Origin of the sequence: Balneola sp., from assembly GCA_003712055.1 — a bacterium.
GTDB lineage: Bacteria > Bacteroidota > Rhodothermia > Balneolales > Balneolaceae > RHLJ01.
The window spans coordinates 39,486-54,787 of the sequence record RHLJ01000003.1 but is presented as its reverse complement, the minus strand read 5'-3'; the positions used below and the strand labels follow the sequence as shown (position 1 = coordinate 54,787).

The 15,302-nt window shown below is 40.1% G+C and carries 10 protein-coding genes; 4 read left to right on the top strand and 6 right to left on the bottom strand.

Annotated features, from left to right (window positions below; all coding sequences use genetic code 11):
- Positions 1 to 70 precede the first annotated feature (70 nt).
- Together ED557_07640 and ED557_07635 are read left to right on the top strand one after the other, a co-directional pair.
- Positions 71 to 2,785, top strand: coding sequence for a TonB-dependent receptor (locus ED557_07640; GenBank protein ID RNC83650.1), 2,715 nt, complete (start codon positions 71 to 73; stop codon positions 2,783 to 2,785).
- Between the two features lie 5 nt (positions 2,786 to 2,790).
- Complete coding sequence (locus ED557_07635; GenBank protein ID RNC83649.1) at positions 2,791 to 3,609, top strand: DUF4249 family protein; 819 nt, start codon at positions 2,791 to 2,793, stop codon at positions 3,607 to 3,609.
- A 279-nt stretch (positions 3,610 to 3,888) separates the two neighbouring features.
- On the opposite strand, the gene ED557_07630 is transcribed toward ED557_07635, so the two are convergent.
- Both ED557_07630 and ED557_07625 read right to left on the bottom strand, forming a co-directional pair.
- Complete coding sequence (locus tag ED557_07630; protein RNC83648.1) at positions 3,889 to 4,659, bottom strand: 3-methyladenine DNA glycosylase; 771 nt, start codon at positions 4,657 to 4,659, stop codon at positions 3,889 to 3,891.
- Positions 4,660 to 4,671: 12 nt separating this feature from the next.
- The gene (locus ED557_07625) at positions 4,672 to 5,094 is read right to left on the bottom strand and encodes a YjbQ family protein (GenBank protein RNC83647.1); all 423 of its coding nucleotides are present in this window, start codon (positions 5,092 to 5,094) and stop codon (positions 4,672 to 4,674) included.
- Between ED557_07625 and ED557_07620 the strand changes: the two genes are divergently transcribed.
- Positions 5,041 to 5,871, top strand: coding sequence for a DNA alkylation repair protein (locus ED557_07620; protein ID RNC83646.1), 831 nt, complete (start codon positions 5,041 to 5,043; stop codon positions 5,869 to 5,871). The genes ED557_07625 and ED557_07620 overlap by 54 nt on opposite strands.
- Positions 5,855 to 6,748 carry a radical SAM protein gene (locus tag ED557_07615; protein ID RNC83645.1) on the top strand — a complete coding sequence of 298 codons (894 nt, stop codon included), beginning with the start codon at positions 5,855 to 5,857 and terminating at the stop codon, positions 6,746 to 6,748. Before ED557_07620 ends, ED557_07615 begins: the two co-directional genes overlap by 17 nt.
- On the opposite strand, the gene ED557_07610 is transcribed toward ED557_07615, so the two are convergent.
- Genes ED557_07610 through ED557_07595 form a run of 4 tightly spaced genes read right to left on the bottom strand, consistent with a single transcriptional unit; the run spans position 6,745 to position 15,224 of the window.
- Positions 6,745 to 7,158, bottom strand: coding sequence for a hypothetical protein (locus ED557_07610; protein ID RNC83644.1), 414 nt, complete (start codon positions 7,156 to 7,158; stop codon positions 6,745 to 6,747). The genes ED557_07615 and ED557_07610 overlap by 4 nt on opposite strands.
- 10 nt (positions 7,159 to 7,168) lie before the next feature.
- Positions 7,169 to 13,483: a T9SS C-terminal target domain-containing protein gene (locus ED557_07605; GenBank protein ID RNC83643.1), complete on the bottom strand. Its 6,315-nt coding sequence runs from the start codon at positions 13,481 to 13,483 to the stop codon at positions 7,169 to 7,171.
- Between the two features lie 22 nt (positions 13,484 to 13,505).
- Positions 13,506 to 14,990: a tail fiber domain-containing protein gene (locus tag ED557_07600; protein RNC83642.1), complete on the bottom strand. Its 1,485-nt coding sequence runs from the start codon at positions 14,988 to 14,990 to the stop codon at positions 13,506 to 13,508.
- Positions 14,991 to 15,008: 18 nt separating this feature from the next.
- Positions 15,009 to 15,224 carry a LuxR family transcriptional regulator gene (locus tag ED557_07595; GenBank protein RNC83641.1) on the bottom strand — a complete coding sequence of 72 codons (216 nt, stop codon included), beginning with the start codon at positions 15,222 to 15,224 and terminating at the stop codon, positions 15,009 to 15,011.
- Positions 15,225 to 15,302: the final 78 nt, after the last annotated feature.

Here is a 15,302-nt window from a genome sequence, read left to right as displayed (position 1 = left end):
CCTTTCATTGGTTGAATAATTTTTCCAGATAGAGTGATTATGCTGAGTTTTGGGCAATAAAAAATAGGTCATGCCCAGAAAAGCACTTTTTTCACTATTCATCTATATCGTTTCAACTACGGCATTAATTGCTCAAGACAATTCCGAAATTTTAGTAAATGGTACATACCTTAATCAAGATTTGTATTCCATTTTTGAAGCATTGGAAGAGCGTTATGGTATTACAATCGATTTTGAATCAGAGGTAGTTTCAAATGTAAAAGTCCTTGGAGTTTCATTTTCAAATCGACCCCTTGAACGAGTATTCGAAGCTCTTTTAAAAGAATTTGAAGTGGATTTTCTTGTAGAAGGAAAAACGGTAAAAATTAGAAAAAAGGGAGTGAGACTTAAGAAAACTCCCGATCCAACAAGGGTTAATTTCACTCTTGAAGGCAAAATAATAGATCAAAGTTCAGGAGAAACACTTCCCTATGCCACGGTATATTTACCTGATACTGAAAAAGGTACTAGTTCAAATGTTGATGGATTTTTCACTCTTTTCAACACACCAAGTGATACCTCCATCATTGTGGCGCAATACATTGGGTATAAAACGCTCACACTTCAGTTGCTACCAGAAAGTATTGATGGAAATTTCATAACCATCGAGCTTGAGCAGTTTACAGAAGAATTGGAAGAAATTGTAGTTACAGATCAAAAAGAACATATGATCAAAGCTTCAAATGGGGTAAGTTCAGTGTCAATTTCTCCTGCTCAACTTTCTTCTCTACCTAGTCTCGGGGAAAAGGACATCTTCCGATCTCTCCAGATGCTTCCAGGTATAAGTGCTACTAACGAAACCTCTTCCGGACTTTTTGTTAGGGGCGGTACTCCCGATCAAAACCTCATTTTATTTGATGGCTTTACTGTTTATCACGTGGATCACTTTTATGGTTTTTTCAGTGCATTCAATTCTAATGCAGTTAAGGATATACAATTCTATAAAGGAGGGTTTGAACCCAAATATGGCGGAAGGTTATCAAGCGTAGCAGTACTGACAGGAAAGAATGGGAACACAAAAAATGCTTCAGGAAACTTTGGGATTAGTGCCCTAAGTGCCAATGGATCATTAGAATTGCCCTTTGCCGATGGAAAAGGATCCATGTTTTTATCAGCACGTAGATCCTACACCGATATTGTACAAAGCGGGATTTATAACAACATTTTTGGGTTGTTCGAAGAGGAATCAGATAGTGATCAGGGTAATGTTGGTCCGCAAGCCCGATTCGGAGCTACTGAAACAGAACCTGCTTTTTACTTTTATGATTTAAACGCAAAAGCTACATATAGACCTAGTAATAGCGATATCCTTTCCTTTTCCTTCTATAACGGGCAGGATAAACTGGACAACTCGAGTGATTTTAATAGTAGTCAGTTTAGTGGAGTATTCGGAGGAGGTGGGAGCGAATCAAACTTTGGTTTTACAAATGATACCAAAGACATCAATGATTGGGGTAATGTAGGTTCAAGTCTTCGTTGGGGACGTCAATGGAACAATAGATTGTATTCTAACTCTGTGCTGTCCTACTCAAAATACTTTACAAATCGGGATTTATTTACCACCAACGAAATAACTCGAGCTGACTCTACTTTTGAAGTTCGGGATGGTACTCTTGAAGACAATAATGTGATTGATTTTACTTTCAAGAACGATAATGATTTTCAGCTCAATCAAAATCATACTATATCCTTTGGTCTTCAGTACACTTATAACAATGTTGATTACACCCAAATCAGAAATGATACCTCGGTAGTACTAGATAGGAATGACAAAGGATCTGTACTGGCCGGATATATCCAGGACAGCTGGAAACTCTTTGACCGATTGACCTTGAATTATGGGGTTAGAATCAATCAGTACAGCGAAACGAATGATACCTATGTTGAGCCTCGCGCTTCCTTTTCTTTTAAGGTCACCCCTTCCTTAACCCTTAAAGGGGCGTGGGGCTACTTCAATCAATTCGTTACAAGAGTAGTTCGTGAGGATGTGTCTCAGGGAAGCAGGGATTTTTGGCTGTTAGCTAATGATGAGCTTAACCCGGTTAGCTCGGCTACCCATTATATAGCGGGGATATCTTATGAAACGGCTGGTTTTTTGTTCGATATCGAAGGATATCACAAAGACATGACAGGTCTTTCTGAGTACACATTAAGGTTTACAAACTCTGGCTTCTTGAATTCCAGGACTACTCAACTGGATGAATTCTTTTATGAAGGAACAGGCTATTCAAGAGGGATTGAATTTCTTGCTCAGAAAAAGTTTGGCAAATATACTGGTTGGTTGGGGTACACTTTGAGTGAGACCATTCATGAATTTCCCGATTTATCCGAAGATCCTTACCCGGCGCTTCATGACCAAACGCATGAGTTTAAATTAGTAAACAGCCTTCGTCTGGGAGATTTCAACCTGTCAGGAACATGGGTATATGCAACTGGAAAGCCTTATACAAGCCCAACTGGCGGGTATGAAATTACGCTTCTTGATGGAGTAACCAACACCTATGTGTCAGTAGGGGATAAAAATGCATATCGGTTAGCAGATTATCACCGACTAGATCTTTCCGGAACCTATGGATGGGATTGGGGTTCCGGGGTATGGGCTGAAGTAGGACTATCCATCTTCAATGCTTACAACAATACCAATACCTGGTACAAGAAGTTTGAAGTCATCGAAGGTGATCTGATTACAACCGATGTAAACACCATTGGTTTTACCCCAAACATATTTTTCAACATCAAGTTTTAAGCATAATGAAATCAAGAGCACTCTTAATTGCTGCCATGATTACCCTGACTTCGTGTTCTGATGGGACGGTAAATCTATCAGTTACTGAAGAAGTGGTGGTAGAAGGATTTATCTATTCAGGAAACCCGGTCAATTCAATACATATAAGCCGACTTATTCCATTTATTTCTGAAGAGGAGGAAGATTTTTCCATCAATGATGCAAATGTTCTTATCGAATGGAATGATACGAGTTATTTACTTAGCCCTGATGGTAATGAATCAGGTGCCTATCTTTACGAAGGCAACGACCTTCAAATTATAGATGGAAATACATACGTACTTTCCTTTGAATATTTCGGGGAGCGAATAGTTTCAAGCACAACGGTACCAGAGAAACCACAGGGTTTATCGGTATCTGATCCAAGAATTGAAATTGAACAAATCAATGAACTCCAGGATTTATTTGAGCGAACAGAAATACCAAACATTGAAATCTATTGGGATAACCCGGAAGGAAACTACTATTTCGCCAGAGTAGAGAATATAGAGAGCGATCCCGAGGAGATAGTTACTATCGATTTTGGAGATAACGAACGAAATTTGAGTTTTGAAATAGAGCCCACCAATCTGGATGTATTCAATGTGATCCCATTTACGCTAACCCATTACGGGAGATATCAGGTGGTTCTATATCATGTAAATCAGGAATATGTGGATCTGTATGAATCGGGAGATCAGGATTCCAGGAATTTATCAGAGCCTCCTTCAAATGTTGAAAACGGATTGGGAATATTCACTTCGTTTAGTAGTGATACACTGATTTTTAGCATAGAGAAGGGCTAATTTTTTAGGGATAATTTCCTATAGCTATGTAGGTATTCTCTGACTGGGAAGCCTACTTTTTGTTTTAATAGAAGTCCAGGAAACGAGGCTCTTTAAACGCCAGAATGCGTCATTCCGCAGCCTTCCCTCCGTATGAGACTTTGGAAGGCGGGCGAAAGCCGGAATTTGGATTCAGATCAAAAGTAAGTTCTGCTTGTAAAAGCTAAATCTAGATTCCCGCCTCCTCGGGAATGACTAAGAAACGGTGAAGTTTCATAAGCTTCTTATCCCGAATTCATATTACTTTACTATCAATAACGCCCATGCATCTTCTTTTTTTAGAAGATTGCGTAGAGCGTGTTTAATGATCCAAGCTCTTTCTTTGGTCGCATCTTTTTTCCAGTTTTCAATTATAGCTTTTGCGATCTCAGGATTGTCCTTCAAAATATCATTCAGGCAATTCGCCACTGATTTCTGTATATATTTCTTCGTGTCATCTTTCAGGTTTTCAAGAATAGGTAGCAGCGGGCTTGGATCATCTATAAATTGATCAAGCTTTGGTGCCCATGGCAAACGTGGTCTACCTCCTTCGCTTGCAAGCCGTCGAACATGAAAGTTGGAATCCTTAGACCATTCTTCCATCACCTCGATGGTTCTTTCAGGGTATTTCTCTATATATGGCCGAATGGTGTATTCACCGGTATTTCTTTTGGTGATTTCTTTAATACCATTCATGGATTCTTCAAAGTTATCTAGTCCGTACTTCTCAATGAATTTGGCAATGGGCATCACCCAGTAAAAATTGGCGAACATCCCGGTTTCTTCTTCATTTTCAGGTCCGAGAATAGAAAGCAGAACAGTGAGGTTTCTCAGATAGCTCTTTCCCAAAAAGCTATCCAGTTCATCGGCTATCACTTCTACCCGGTCTTTTAGCTCTAAAGGCTGAACCTGTTCATCGATAGATGTCGAAAAAGCAGCTACATCAATAGAATGTCCTGCTTCAATGATCTTATTCCCCAAAAGAGTAGCCAGTTCTCCGTCAAACCATAGTTTTAGTTGTTTATAAGCCATCGATAACCTCTTTTAGACTCCCATTAATGTTACTACCAGTTTTCTGCTTCCACCATGAATCCGATGCTCACATAAATAAACTCCCTGCCAGGTTCCAAGATTGAAACGTCCATTGGTAATTGGAATAGAAACGGAAGAGCCAAGAATAGAGCTTTTTATATGTGACGTCATATCATCAGCTCCTTCATAGGTATGTTGGTATAGGCTCATATCCTCAGGTACAGCTCTCCTGAAATGCGTTTCAAAGTCTTCTCTAACGGTTGGGTCAGCATTTTCATTGATTGTTAAGCTGGCACTGGTATGTTGAATAAAAATATGAGCTATTCCGGTGTCGATCTCTTTTAGTTCAGGCAGATGATCCAAAACTTCCCGAGTGATTAAATGGAAGCCTCGAGGTTTTGCTGTAAGCCTGAATTCTTTTTGGAAAGTTTTCATCACTATTTAATTCATTACATTCTTCATGGAGAAGAAAAGGTACTAAAAGAACACCTCTTGGAAGAAATATCGAGAAAATCTGAAATCAAAAGAGAACTTGAAGAATGCTTTTCTTCATTAGAAGCAGGAGGTATTGACTCTTTTGCGGCAGCCATTCATCAAAGGATTTTAAGCTATAAAGTAAAATTTCCACTTCTTGAATATTGCGGACAAGAAATAGTACATAGAGTAAAGCCTGAGGAACATCTGGAAATCTGTGAAAAGCTTACAGGGTCACAGACCATTGGAGAAAATGTACTTATAGGCACCATTCTTAAGCTCAGACTTGGACTGAATTTTGATGAATCTATCAACAAAGCAATCAAATATATCTCTGAATCCTGGGATTGGTATGTATCAGACATCATCGGAGAAAGAGTATTTGGACATGCTTTTCTGAATTATCCGGGAAGAATGATTGATACTTTCGAGAAGCTAAAAAGCCATGAGAGTAAGTGGGTGGTTCGGGCGATTGGATCTGGTTGTCATAACGCCATTAAATGGGGACTCCCCAAGCCAGAAGTTGAAGAAGCCTTTAAAGTGTTGCTCAGCCTTTCTGGAGCAAAAGATCATCATATCAGAAGAGGAATTGGCTGGGCAGCCAAGACTACGGCTAAATTCCATCCTGATATCATTCAAAAATTTGAGGAAGAGATTTACAGTAAAGGGGTTGGCTCGTGGTTTAGAACCAAGATCAAGATTGGCTTAAGCAGGCATAGTTATGGTCTCAGAAATTGAAAGCAAAACCATACTCAACAAAACCAAGAGGAGAGACCCCTGGTTTCTGGACGATTATACGCTAAATCCATTTAGCGCATGCTCTTTCAACTGCTTGTACTGCTATATAAGAGGTAGTAAATATGGCGAACACATGGAGAAAAAATTAGCAGTTAAAGTGAATGCTGTTGGATTGTTGGAAAAGGAATTGGCAAGAAGGGCTAAGAAGCAACAGTATGGAATTATTGTGCTTTCATCCGCTACCGATCCATATTTGAAAGTTGAAGAAGAGCTTGGATTAACCAGACAATTGTTAGAGGTGATTTTAGAGTATCGGTTTCCGGTTCATATGATTACCAAGTCCGATCTCATAGTTCGGGATATTGATTTGATCAAGGAGATAAATAGAGTCTCTATTCTGCCAGAAGACTTGGGAGGTAAACTTGAAGGAAGTGCGATGGTCTCCTTTTCCTTTTCCACACTTCAGGATGAGGTAGCCAGAATATTCGAACCGGGAGCAACAACTCCTTCAGATAGATTAAAAGCTGTGGAAGAAGTCAAAAACTCAGGGTTAACAACCGGGATTAGTTTGATGCCTTTGATTCCCTATATATCAGACACCACTGAACAACTTGAATTAGCTTTTTCAACCTTTAAAAGACTTGGTGTGGACTATATTTTCCCTGCTACTATTTCTTTGTTTGGTTCAGGACTTGCAGATAGTAAACAGCTCGTAATGAGAGCTATAAAACGTCATTACCCACATCTGGAAGAAAAGTATCACAGGTTTTTTGACCATTCGGACCGGATGCCTGCTTATTACCAAACGGCCTTTTCAAAGAAGATGAGAGAGTTGTTAGACAAGTACGAAATTAAAGATCGAATACAGAATAGCTAGAACTCAATTTCATAAGGGTTATCCGGAGTACCTAATCCAGCTCCGGAATTAAATGATATACTATCTACTGAGCCAATGACTCTGTCTTCGCCGGATTGGTATAGCCGAAACCCTATTTTCCCTGTAGTTTGATTGTTATAGACTAATAAGAAATGGATTACTCTTCCCTGATGTACTTCACCTGTGGTAAAGCCTTGAAGATCATTATCGTGAAAAGCAGCAAGAATATCAGAAGTATCAGATGAAGAAGAGGCAAAAGCCACAACGCTCATATAATGCTGATAGGAGCTGGGGTCTATACTCCATTCGGAAGGATCATCCTCAAAAACCAAAACACCTGATTCTTTTTTACATCCGAAAAAAGCGACAAAAGAAAGGCAGAGATAAAAAGTTATCAATTGAATCTTCATAGCTTTCCTGTTATTTAATGAGTGTCATTTTTCTTATTTGGGTGAATTTATCCGCCTTCATTTCGGCAAAGTAAACCCCGGAAGACAATCCAAGTGCGCTTGTATCCCATTGTATGTAATGTATTCCAGCCGGGAGCTCTTCATTAGCTATTGTTGCTACTTTTTGTCCTAGAATATTGTATATGACAATGCTGAGGTGAGCTTTTATAGGCAAACTTACATTTAAGGTAGTACTTGGGTTAAATGGATTAGGGTAATTCTGGCTCAAAGAAAACTCAGTAGGAATTTCAGAATCTAAAACCGCCCGCTGTCTTACTGGAGCTAGTAAAGATCCGGTGTGATGAGTATCCGAGAAGATGACTTTATTATTGAGTCCTATTATTTCTTCAGACTCTGGATTAAGGAGCTTGAAGCTGACTGAGTCTGCTGTTGCGATGGAATGGTACACCATTAAGTAACTTCGGTATTCTCCTACCAAAGGAATCAAATTGAGGCGACCAATACCGGCAATCTCATCATTAATAAATGCACCTACAACCCACGAACTATCCAGCTCTATCTCATCAAAACCAAGAATAACGGGCATATTGTATTGATGTTCATATACACTTAATTCCCATTTAAGTCTGGATTCTACGGCTTCTTTCTGGCTGTATTGGGAAGAAATTATTCCTTTTGTAACAGGCAGGTTTTTAACTGGGCTCTGATTTTCAGAGTTGGTATGAATTTTTTGGTTAGTCGATCCAGTGTTATAAGAGAAAGAAAGGGTGTCGTCAGAAGTGGAAGTATAGATAAAACCATCTCCAGCTCTCAGCAGATTAAGACTACCAATCCATTGATTTATATTTCCACCTAGATATTCAGCAAATTGAGTTTGATTTCTGATAACAGAACCTTCTGTTGCATTTAGGTTAGCCAGAGCAGTATTTATTTGGACATTTCTTCGAATTGGGTAGCCGATCCAGGTATTACCAGGAGTAAGAGTTATAGTTTGGGCATCAGGGTCAATTTCCTGTCCAATAAAGGTGATAGTCTTGGCGGAATCGGTATTTATGTGGTAGGTCTCAGAAGATGAGAACTGCATTTTTCCCGGAACCCAGCGGTTGCCGGAAGTAGACCATGACTCGAACCTCGACTGACTGATTATTCGGTCGCCTTCACCAAAAGAGATGCCACTTAATGCATTATTGATTTGACTTTTTTCTTCTGTGTTAGTCAGATGTTCGGTAAACCATGTCCATCCTTTATTTAAAGTAACATGCTGAGCCACATCTCCTTCTGAGTTAAATTCGATCGGTGAAGAAAGTGAGCCCATTACCGTATTAGCTTCAAAAGAGAAGCTGTCATTAAGCTCCCAATACTCTTCAGCGTCCTCGGCATCCCACAACCGGAAGGTTATTTCTTCGCCATTTTGAACATTGCTATACAAATTCAGGAACAATAGATATTGTCCAGTTTCCTCTACAAGTTGAGGTGAAGCAAATCCTCTACATTCTCCATCAACAAAAGCAGCGACTATATCAAAAGAATCAGATGATGGAGTTCCCTTAAGAACCACCTCGCCAACTACCGACATTTGATATTCAAAATCGAGAGGTTCAACCTGCCATATAGGAGGACGCTGGAGTGCACGTATATCCAGTTGTAGAGGTTCATCACCTTCCGATGTTTCGACGGTTAGTGTATCAAAGTACTGACCAAAGTTTATCTCATCTGTTATTGAGAGCTGGATATCGACCTTACCATTGGCTCCAATTTCACCTTCCACGGGGGTAACACTTATCCAGTCAGGAATGTTGGTTAGAGTGAAGGAACTGGTTTGCTGTCCAATATTTCTTAACGGTATGCTGAATACGGTAGTAATATCAGTGAACACAGCTTCACTTAGAGTTTTTTGGTTCCATCGAATTGGGTTTCGATCTACTTCAAATTCCCATTCGATTGGGCTCGAAATCCAGTTTCCATGAATGTCTGCAAGAGTGTCTATTTCAGCTCTGAGGCGTACTCCTTCAATAAATCGGTTTTGTTCTTCTGGGGTAAGAATTATTGTAAATCCATCTGTACTGAATCGCATCGGGATTTCCCGGTCTTCTTCTGTATTGAAAAGACGAATCTGATCTACAAAGAGTGTTGTAGTATCAATTCGCTCATTAAAAGTGATGGCTATTTCCTGGTTAAAACCTAAGGATCCATTATTCGCTGGGCTTAGCTCTCCAAAAATAGTTGGCGAAGATCGGTCGATAATTCCATTCAGGTGGTTGCTTTCGCTAACGGTTCCATCCACACAAACGGACTTAACGCGCAAGTTAAATGCTCCATCTGCCAGATCATTATAATCCCAACTCATGAAATAGAAATCCTGGATTCCTATGCTATCAGAGCGCACTGAATCAGCAATGATCCAGAAGTCCTCTCCCGCATGTTGATATTCTAAAAGAAGCTGATCAAAGTCGGGATCATTAGGATTGTACCCGAACACCTGAACCGGGAAAGCTGTGCTATCATACTGATTAATCACAAAGTTATTAAAATTGGCAATTGCCACGTCACTTCCGCAAGCTTTTGAAAACTGAACATTGAAGAAAACAGTATCTACAGCATCAAGAAAGTGTCGGTTTTCGGTGGATAACCATAAATCATACTGCCCGGGAGCGTAAGCCATTAACATCAAACTGTCGTATTCAAAGGCCTCAGGACCACGTTCAACGGTTAAGGATGCCTGCACAGTTTCTCCTGCTGGTATGGTAAATGAGTTCGTTGCGGGAAGTGCTTTACCTCCTACTTTTAATACTGCTCCATCAGGGTTTGATTCAGGAATTAACCGAACCTCGTATACCCGTTCTTCGTCTGTTTCGCTTTCATTTCCAATGTTAAGTGTAAATTGCGCTTCCCCAGTAGGTGGCACATTCACAGCCTGATATGAATCCATAGTTAAAGACACGTTATCTCTTTTCGAAGTATTTTCTTCCCACGGATTGGTAGACTGCCCACCCTTTAATTTATAGAGTGGAAAACCCAGTACATCAGTTTCAATATCTACAGAAAATGCATCACCTTCAGTAGCGTCGTCAAGGACTATTCTGGTTTCTGTACTACCTTCAAACTCTATTTCTCGTTCCGAGTCTTCCGAGTATGTAGTTTTTAACTTGGTTTTGAACCCTTCTCCCGATCCCGCAACTGTTGTAATAATATCATCCGTAACCTCGGATTTGATTTCAATCTCATCCTCCCATTCGATACTGGATACAGATTGGTATCCAGCAATTGCCTCATAAGGCGCACCCGCGCTAAAAGAAATATTATTTTTGAAGAGTTGATCCGGTAAAACCTGGGGGATATTCAGTAATCCGAGAAAGTTCTGGGATGTCAATTGATTGTGGAACTCTAAATGGCGTTCCCAGTTTTCGACTTCTTTTTGAATATCTACATTAACATTAAAGTCAGGGGTTTGTTTTAAGTTAGGGATTAGCACTTCTTCGATAAATCCTACTGTGTAATAATAGAAGGTCTGAAACCCGTCAGGTTCTATTCCTAAACGTTTAGATATTTCAACCGATCCGTCATCATTTACTCGAAGTGATTGAACAACACCATATCTATAATTATGGGCTGCACCAGCTATGATATCATGTTTCCCATCTGCACTTTCAGCAGATTCATCGGTTTTTAATACCTCTTCAAATGTGATTGTTTTTCTGGATTTTAAATCAACTCCATAGGTGGTTTTAGAGCCTACCTGGTTTTCATCACGCACCTGCTCAAGAGTTTCAATAAGTACCCCCTCACCTTCAATCTCATCAATGCCACCTACTTCTACAGTTTCAAATTCTCTGTCTTCTGCTAGTTTAACCTCAAAGCTATTGGCATAAGTAAGTGTATACTCCTTTGTGATTTCAGAAAAACTTTTATCTCCGGGAGGGTCTCTCAAAACAAATAGAGGGCGATTAGGTGCAGTAGTAATGAATGAGTTTCCCACGGTTTGATGACCTTGTACATAAGCCCAAAACTCTCCAGTAGCTTCGCGACCATCTACGTCTTTACCTGTAATTTGAAGCTCTTTTTGGTAAGGGCGTTCACCACCATCCAGGAAATTAGGTCGTCCTACAATCATTTTATAAACAGGCATAGAATCCTTTCTTGTGATATCCGGATTCTTAAAAGTGATGGTGCGATTTGTTTCCTTTAGGGCAATTTTGTCATCTATTTTTACAGTTCCTGAATCGATATAACAATAGTTAAGTGCCCCGGTAGTGGAGTTTTTGTACTCTTCTCTAAGAATCATCTTAAAAAGGGTAGTATCCTGGCCTTCGGCTGCCATTCTTAAAACCGGAATATCATTAACGTGGCGTGTATTCGTTAAGAGTTCTATTTCAGCCTCGAGAGGAGCTCGGTATATAAATTCTACCGTGTCACTGCCTGCTGACAAATCTATCTCGATACCATCAAAGGTGATATTAGGATCTTCAGGGGTAAGAATTACCTCGTATTTATTGGAGGGAATATTTCTTAGTACTGCAAACCCAGAAGCGTCTGTTTCAAAGGTTTGACTAAAACAGCCATCCAATGTACGTACCGTCACAGTTGCCTTTCCGATTGGATAGCGACAAGCACCACCGGCAAAATGAATACTTAGGTCTACCAGGTCGTTATCTTTAAATTCGACCCCAGCCAGAGGTTCGTTTATATTTTCAATTACATAATTAATGGGACTAAACGGATGATCGTTTTTTGAAGGTCCAATTGTTACGGAGGTACCTGGTTCAAATTCAAGAGTGAACTCTCCGTTACTATCCGTGAATGTTTTTGGTATGGTTGAATTACCATTGACGAGGATTTCTACTTCCTGTTCAAAGCATTCTGTACCAGAAAACTTTACAAATCCTTCTACCGAAATTTGAGAATCATCTTCAAAGTCGACGTTATTTACCCCTGTATTACTGGTACTAAGGGTGGCATTTCGTAAAGAGGGGGTAAACGTGTGGAGTGCTTTAGTTGGAGTTACATCAAAGGTAGTTCCGGTATCATAAAAGATACCTTCAATTTCATAATTTCCTAAGGAATCAGTGATTGCGCTGGCGGGTAAGGTGGCATGTGTGGTAGAAAAAGACGCGCCTTCTATATTCAATTTTATTTTTTGGGAAGTAAGGTCAAATGCAAGATCACCAGTTCCTTCATCAAGACGCCAATAGCCGATCAAATTCTCGGTTTTACCACTTATAGTTCGGTCTTTATCTGTTTGGATTGAGGTGGTATCGCGGTGAATATCCCACAATCGTATTTCATCAATAAGCCCATCCCACCTGGCTAGTCCGGAAGTTGAATTAATATCTTCTCCAATCAGGAATGAAATGAATTCTTCGAGAGAACCATTTGTAGAAGCATCGGCCTCTATGTTTCCATCTACTAATAATTGTACACCTTTTGAAGTACTGTAAGTGAGAACCACATGGTACCACTGAGAAGTAATGAAGGTTGTTGTACCAGTTAATAATTGTTCACCGAAAGAGGTAGTTAGGGAGGCTGCAAATTTATCCCCAGAAGTATACAGAGCAAAGGGATATGACTCCCCGGATACATCCTGAAACTGTCCACCTCCCAACATGCGATCCGTTCCTGTCGAGCTCGGGTTAACCCACATTGAAAACGTAAAAGAGGTATCAATAAGACTATTTAGAGTACTAACTTCGCTGCTTACTGCGTCTAACTTATCATCGGAACCATCAAAGCTTAATGAACGCCCAACTACCGGACTCAAGCTAACCTCAACATCAGAAACAGGTCGCTTTTTTGAAGTTTCAATGGTTCCTGTTATTACTCCATTTGGATTCACAAATCCGGTAGTGTTTCCCAGTACACTTTCCCCGAAGTTATTTATGGCGGTGATAGTGTAGAAATAGAATACACCTGCTTTTACATTGCTATCAGTATAGGAAGTATCAGAAAAGGAGAGCCTTGCCAATAAGTTGCCATCACGAAATACATGATACCCCTTACCCGGGGCAGGAGACAAGCTTTCCAATTGCCATGTGATTTCTACTTTATCAGAGAAGTCTCCTTCCGAGGCACTTATATTTGGTGAAGAAGGTGAGTTAAGTTGTAATCCCCATAATCCAGTGCTGGTAGAATTATTAAGCCCTTTAGTACTAAGTACAAACGGTTCGCCAATTACAATACTAGAGTTGTATTCCCCGGATTTAATGGTTCCGGTTGCTCCATTTACGATGGTGGTTCTTCCTGTATTATAGGTTTGAGCGACCAACTCAAGGTGGCACGAACCTATCAATGATAGAAAAAGCATTATTCCGGGAAATAATTTGGTATTCATGACATCCTCAGAATTATGGTGACTACCTATCTGTTTTGTTTTCCGGTGAGGATGTTTCTTTCTCTTTTATGTTTGCCAGTTGGCTTTTTAATTCTTCATTTTCTTTGGCGAGTGCATCAACTTTTTCATTGAGTTGTTTTATTGCCAGAACTAACTCCAACGTTATAGCATCGAAATCCAGCTCTTTTACATTTTCAATGACAGTTCCATCGCTTAGAGTTTTGTTTTTACCGGAATCGGTTACTGCATGAGGTAACACTTTTTCGACTTCTTGAGCAATCAAACCGTGAGAAACGGGCGCGGCGTCCAGAAATCTAAACCGGTACGTCTTGGGAGATAATTTCAGAATGTTTTCCAAAGCCTCAAAGGAAGAGTATGGTCGTATGTCAGTCTTGATTCTACGATCACTAAATTGGTTTTCGAGGCCACATGAACCTAGACCTTGCCCGCATTTTATACCAAATCGGTCAATCCATATTGTCTCGTAACCATTATTAAAAAAGTTAATTACCCCATCGGAATGAGAGAATAACCCAGTGTCATTGTCATCTACGAATTTATAACCAGGCTGAACATTGTCATTTCCCCCTTCGCCTCCATGGCTTCCAATACCAAGTCTGGAACCACTATTATGAGTTGGTACTCTGGTAGCAATAAAGCCATCTACCGCATGTGTCTTTCCTCCAATTTCAACCCCTCCTTTATATTCACCTGCATAGTTTAAATGAAGCTGATCGGTTGTTTCGTCTCCAAGAATAGCAAGGTTTCTGGAGTCCCCGCCAAGTGTGTCCGCACCTCCTTGAATCCAGATATCATAATCAAACGTGTTTCCGCCTGATTGAATAGACGGTTTGTCAAATCGTGTGGCTCCTTCAAAAAGGGACATTCCATTTACCTGGAAATCCTCTTCAATATTTGTGGTTCCAATACCCACTTCTCCATTCGCGTTCACAAAAATCCCTTCATCATCACCGTCACCAGAAATCCAGTTGTCATCCAGTTTGATATTACTGGCAGATAGATGAAATTCACCATTGGAAATAACCAAATCTCCACCTTCTATCTGTAGCTTTGCTTCCGAATCAGGAGAGGTAGTTCCAATTCCTACAGCTCCGGTTGAAGGGAATACATTTTCACTGCCTACTACCGCCATAGAATAGGGACTTAGTGAAAGCGGGATTCTGGGGCCTAGTTCGAGTCCTCCATCAACAGCAATTCCTAAGTAATATTGACTGTTGAAGCCAATACCAGAGAGATCAGTAGCATCCCCAAGAAGTGCAGAATATACTCCATTCGTGATGGTCAAAGATTGATCTTCTTCCCAAATTTCGGCTCCACCTGTTTGATCTTCATATAATTTAAAAGTCAGTTGATAGGTGCCATCCGAAACGGCCATATTTTGGTCGTCTCTAAGTACTCCCTGAATATTGAGAGTAGGTGCCGTTTGGGCCAGAATTTCTGTTGCAGAAATAAATAGGAAAAGGGAAACAAAGATTAAACGTTTCATGATAATGTTCGTTTTTGATTAGTCGGGTTGGAGCTCGCTCTTATGTTCTATTGCGTATTTCAGCACACAGTTTTTACCGCTGATGCGAAGTTTTTTTGCGATGCTATATCTATGGTTTTCAATAGTTTTAGGTTTTGAACCTAGTTGCTCGGCTATTTCTGATGTGGAAAAACCATTCGCAATCCGTTCTAATACCTGCATCTGAGTTTTGCTTAATTTTGTATGATTAGTCATACCATAAGTAAGCCTTGATGACTGAAACTAGATATAGGGGTTAACCCTCATTTTTCATTAGAAAGCGAAAGGAGAAGG

What these genes read in the sequence shown, in the direction of transcription:
- ED557_07640 (RNC83650.1), top strand. Translation starts at nt 71, where the DNA reads ATGCCCAGAAAAGCACTTTTTTCACTATTCATCTATATCGTTTCAACT.
- ED557_07635 (RNC83649.1), top strand. Translation starts at nt 2,791, where the DNA reads ATGAAATCAAGAGCACTCTTAATTGCTGCCATGATTACCCTGACTTCG.
- ED557_07630 (RNC83648.1), bottom strand. Translation starts at nt 4,659, where the DNA reads ATGGCTTATAAACAACTAAAACTATGGTTTGACGGAGAACTGGCTACT.
- ED557_07620 (RNC83646.1), top strand. Translation starts at nt 5,041, where the DNA reads ATGGAAGCCTCGAGGTTTTGCTGTAAGCCTGAATTCTTTTTGGAAAGT.
- ED557_07625 (RNC83647.1), bottom strand. Translation starts at nt 5,094, where the DNA reads ATGAAAACTTTCCAAAAAGAATTCAGGCTTACAGCAAAACCTCGAGGC.
- ED557_07615 (RNC83645.1), top strand. Translation starts at nt 5,855, where the DNA reads ATGGTCTCAGAAATTGAAAGCAAAACCATACTCAACAAAACCAAGAGG.
- ED557_07610 (RNC83644.1), bottom strand. Translation starts at nt 7,158, where the DNA reads ATGAAGATTCAATTGATAACTTTTTATCTCTGCCTTTCTTTTGTCGCT.
- ED557_07605 (RNC83643.1), bottom strand. Translation starts at nt 13,483, where the DNA reads ATGAATACCAAATTATTTCCCGGAATAATGCTTTTTCTATCATTGATA.
- ED557_07600 (RNC83642.1), bottom strand. Translation starts at nt 14,990, where the DNA reads ATGAAACGTTTAATCTTTGTTTCCCTTTTCCTATTTATTTCTGCAACA.
- ED557_07595 (RNC83641.1), bottom strand. Translation starts at nt 15,224, where the DNA reads ATGACTAATCATACAAAATTAAGCAAAACTCAGATGCAGGTATTAGAA.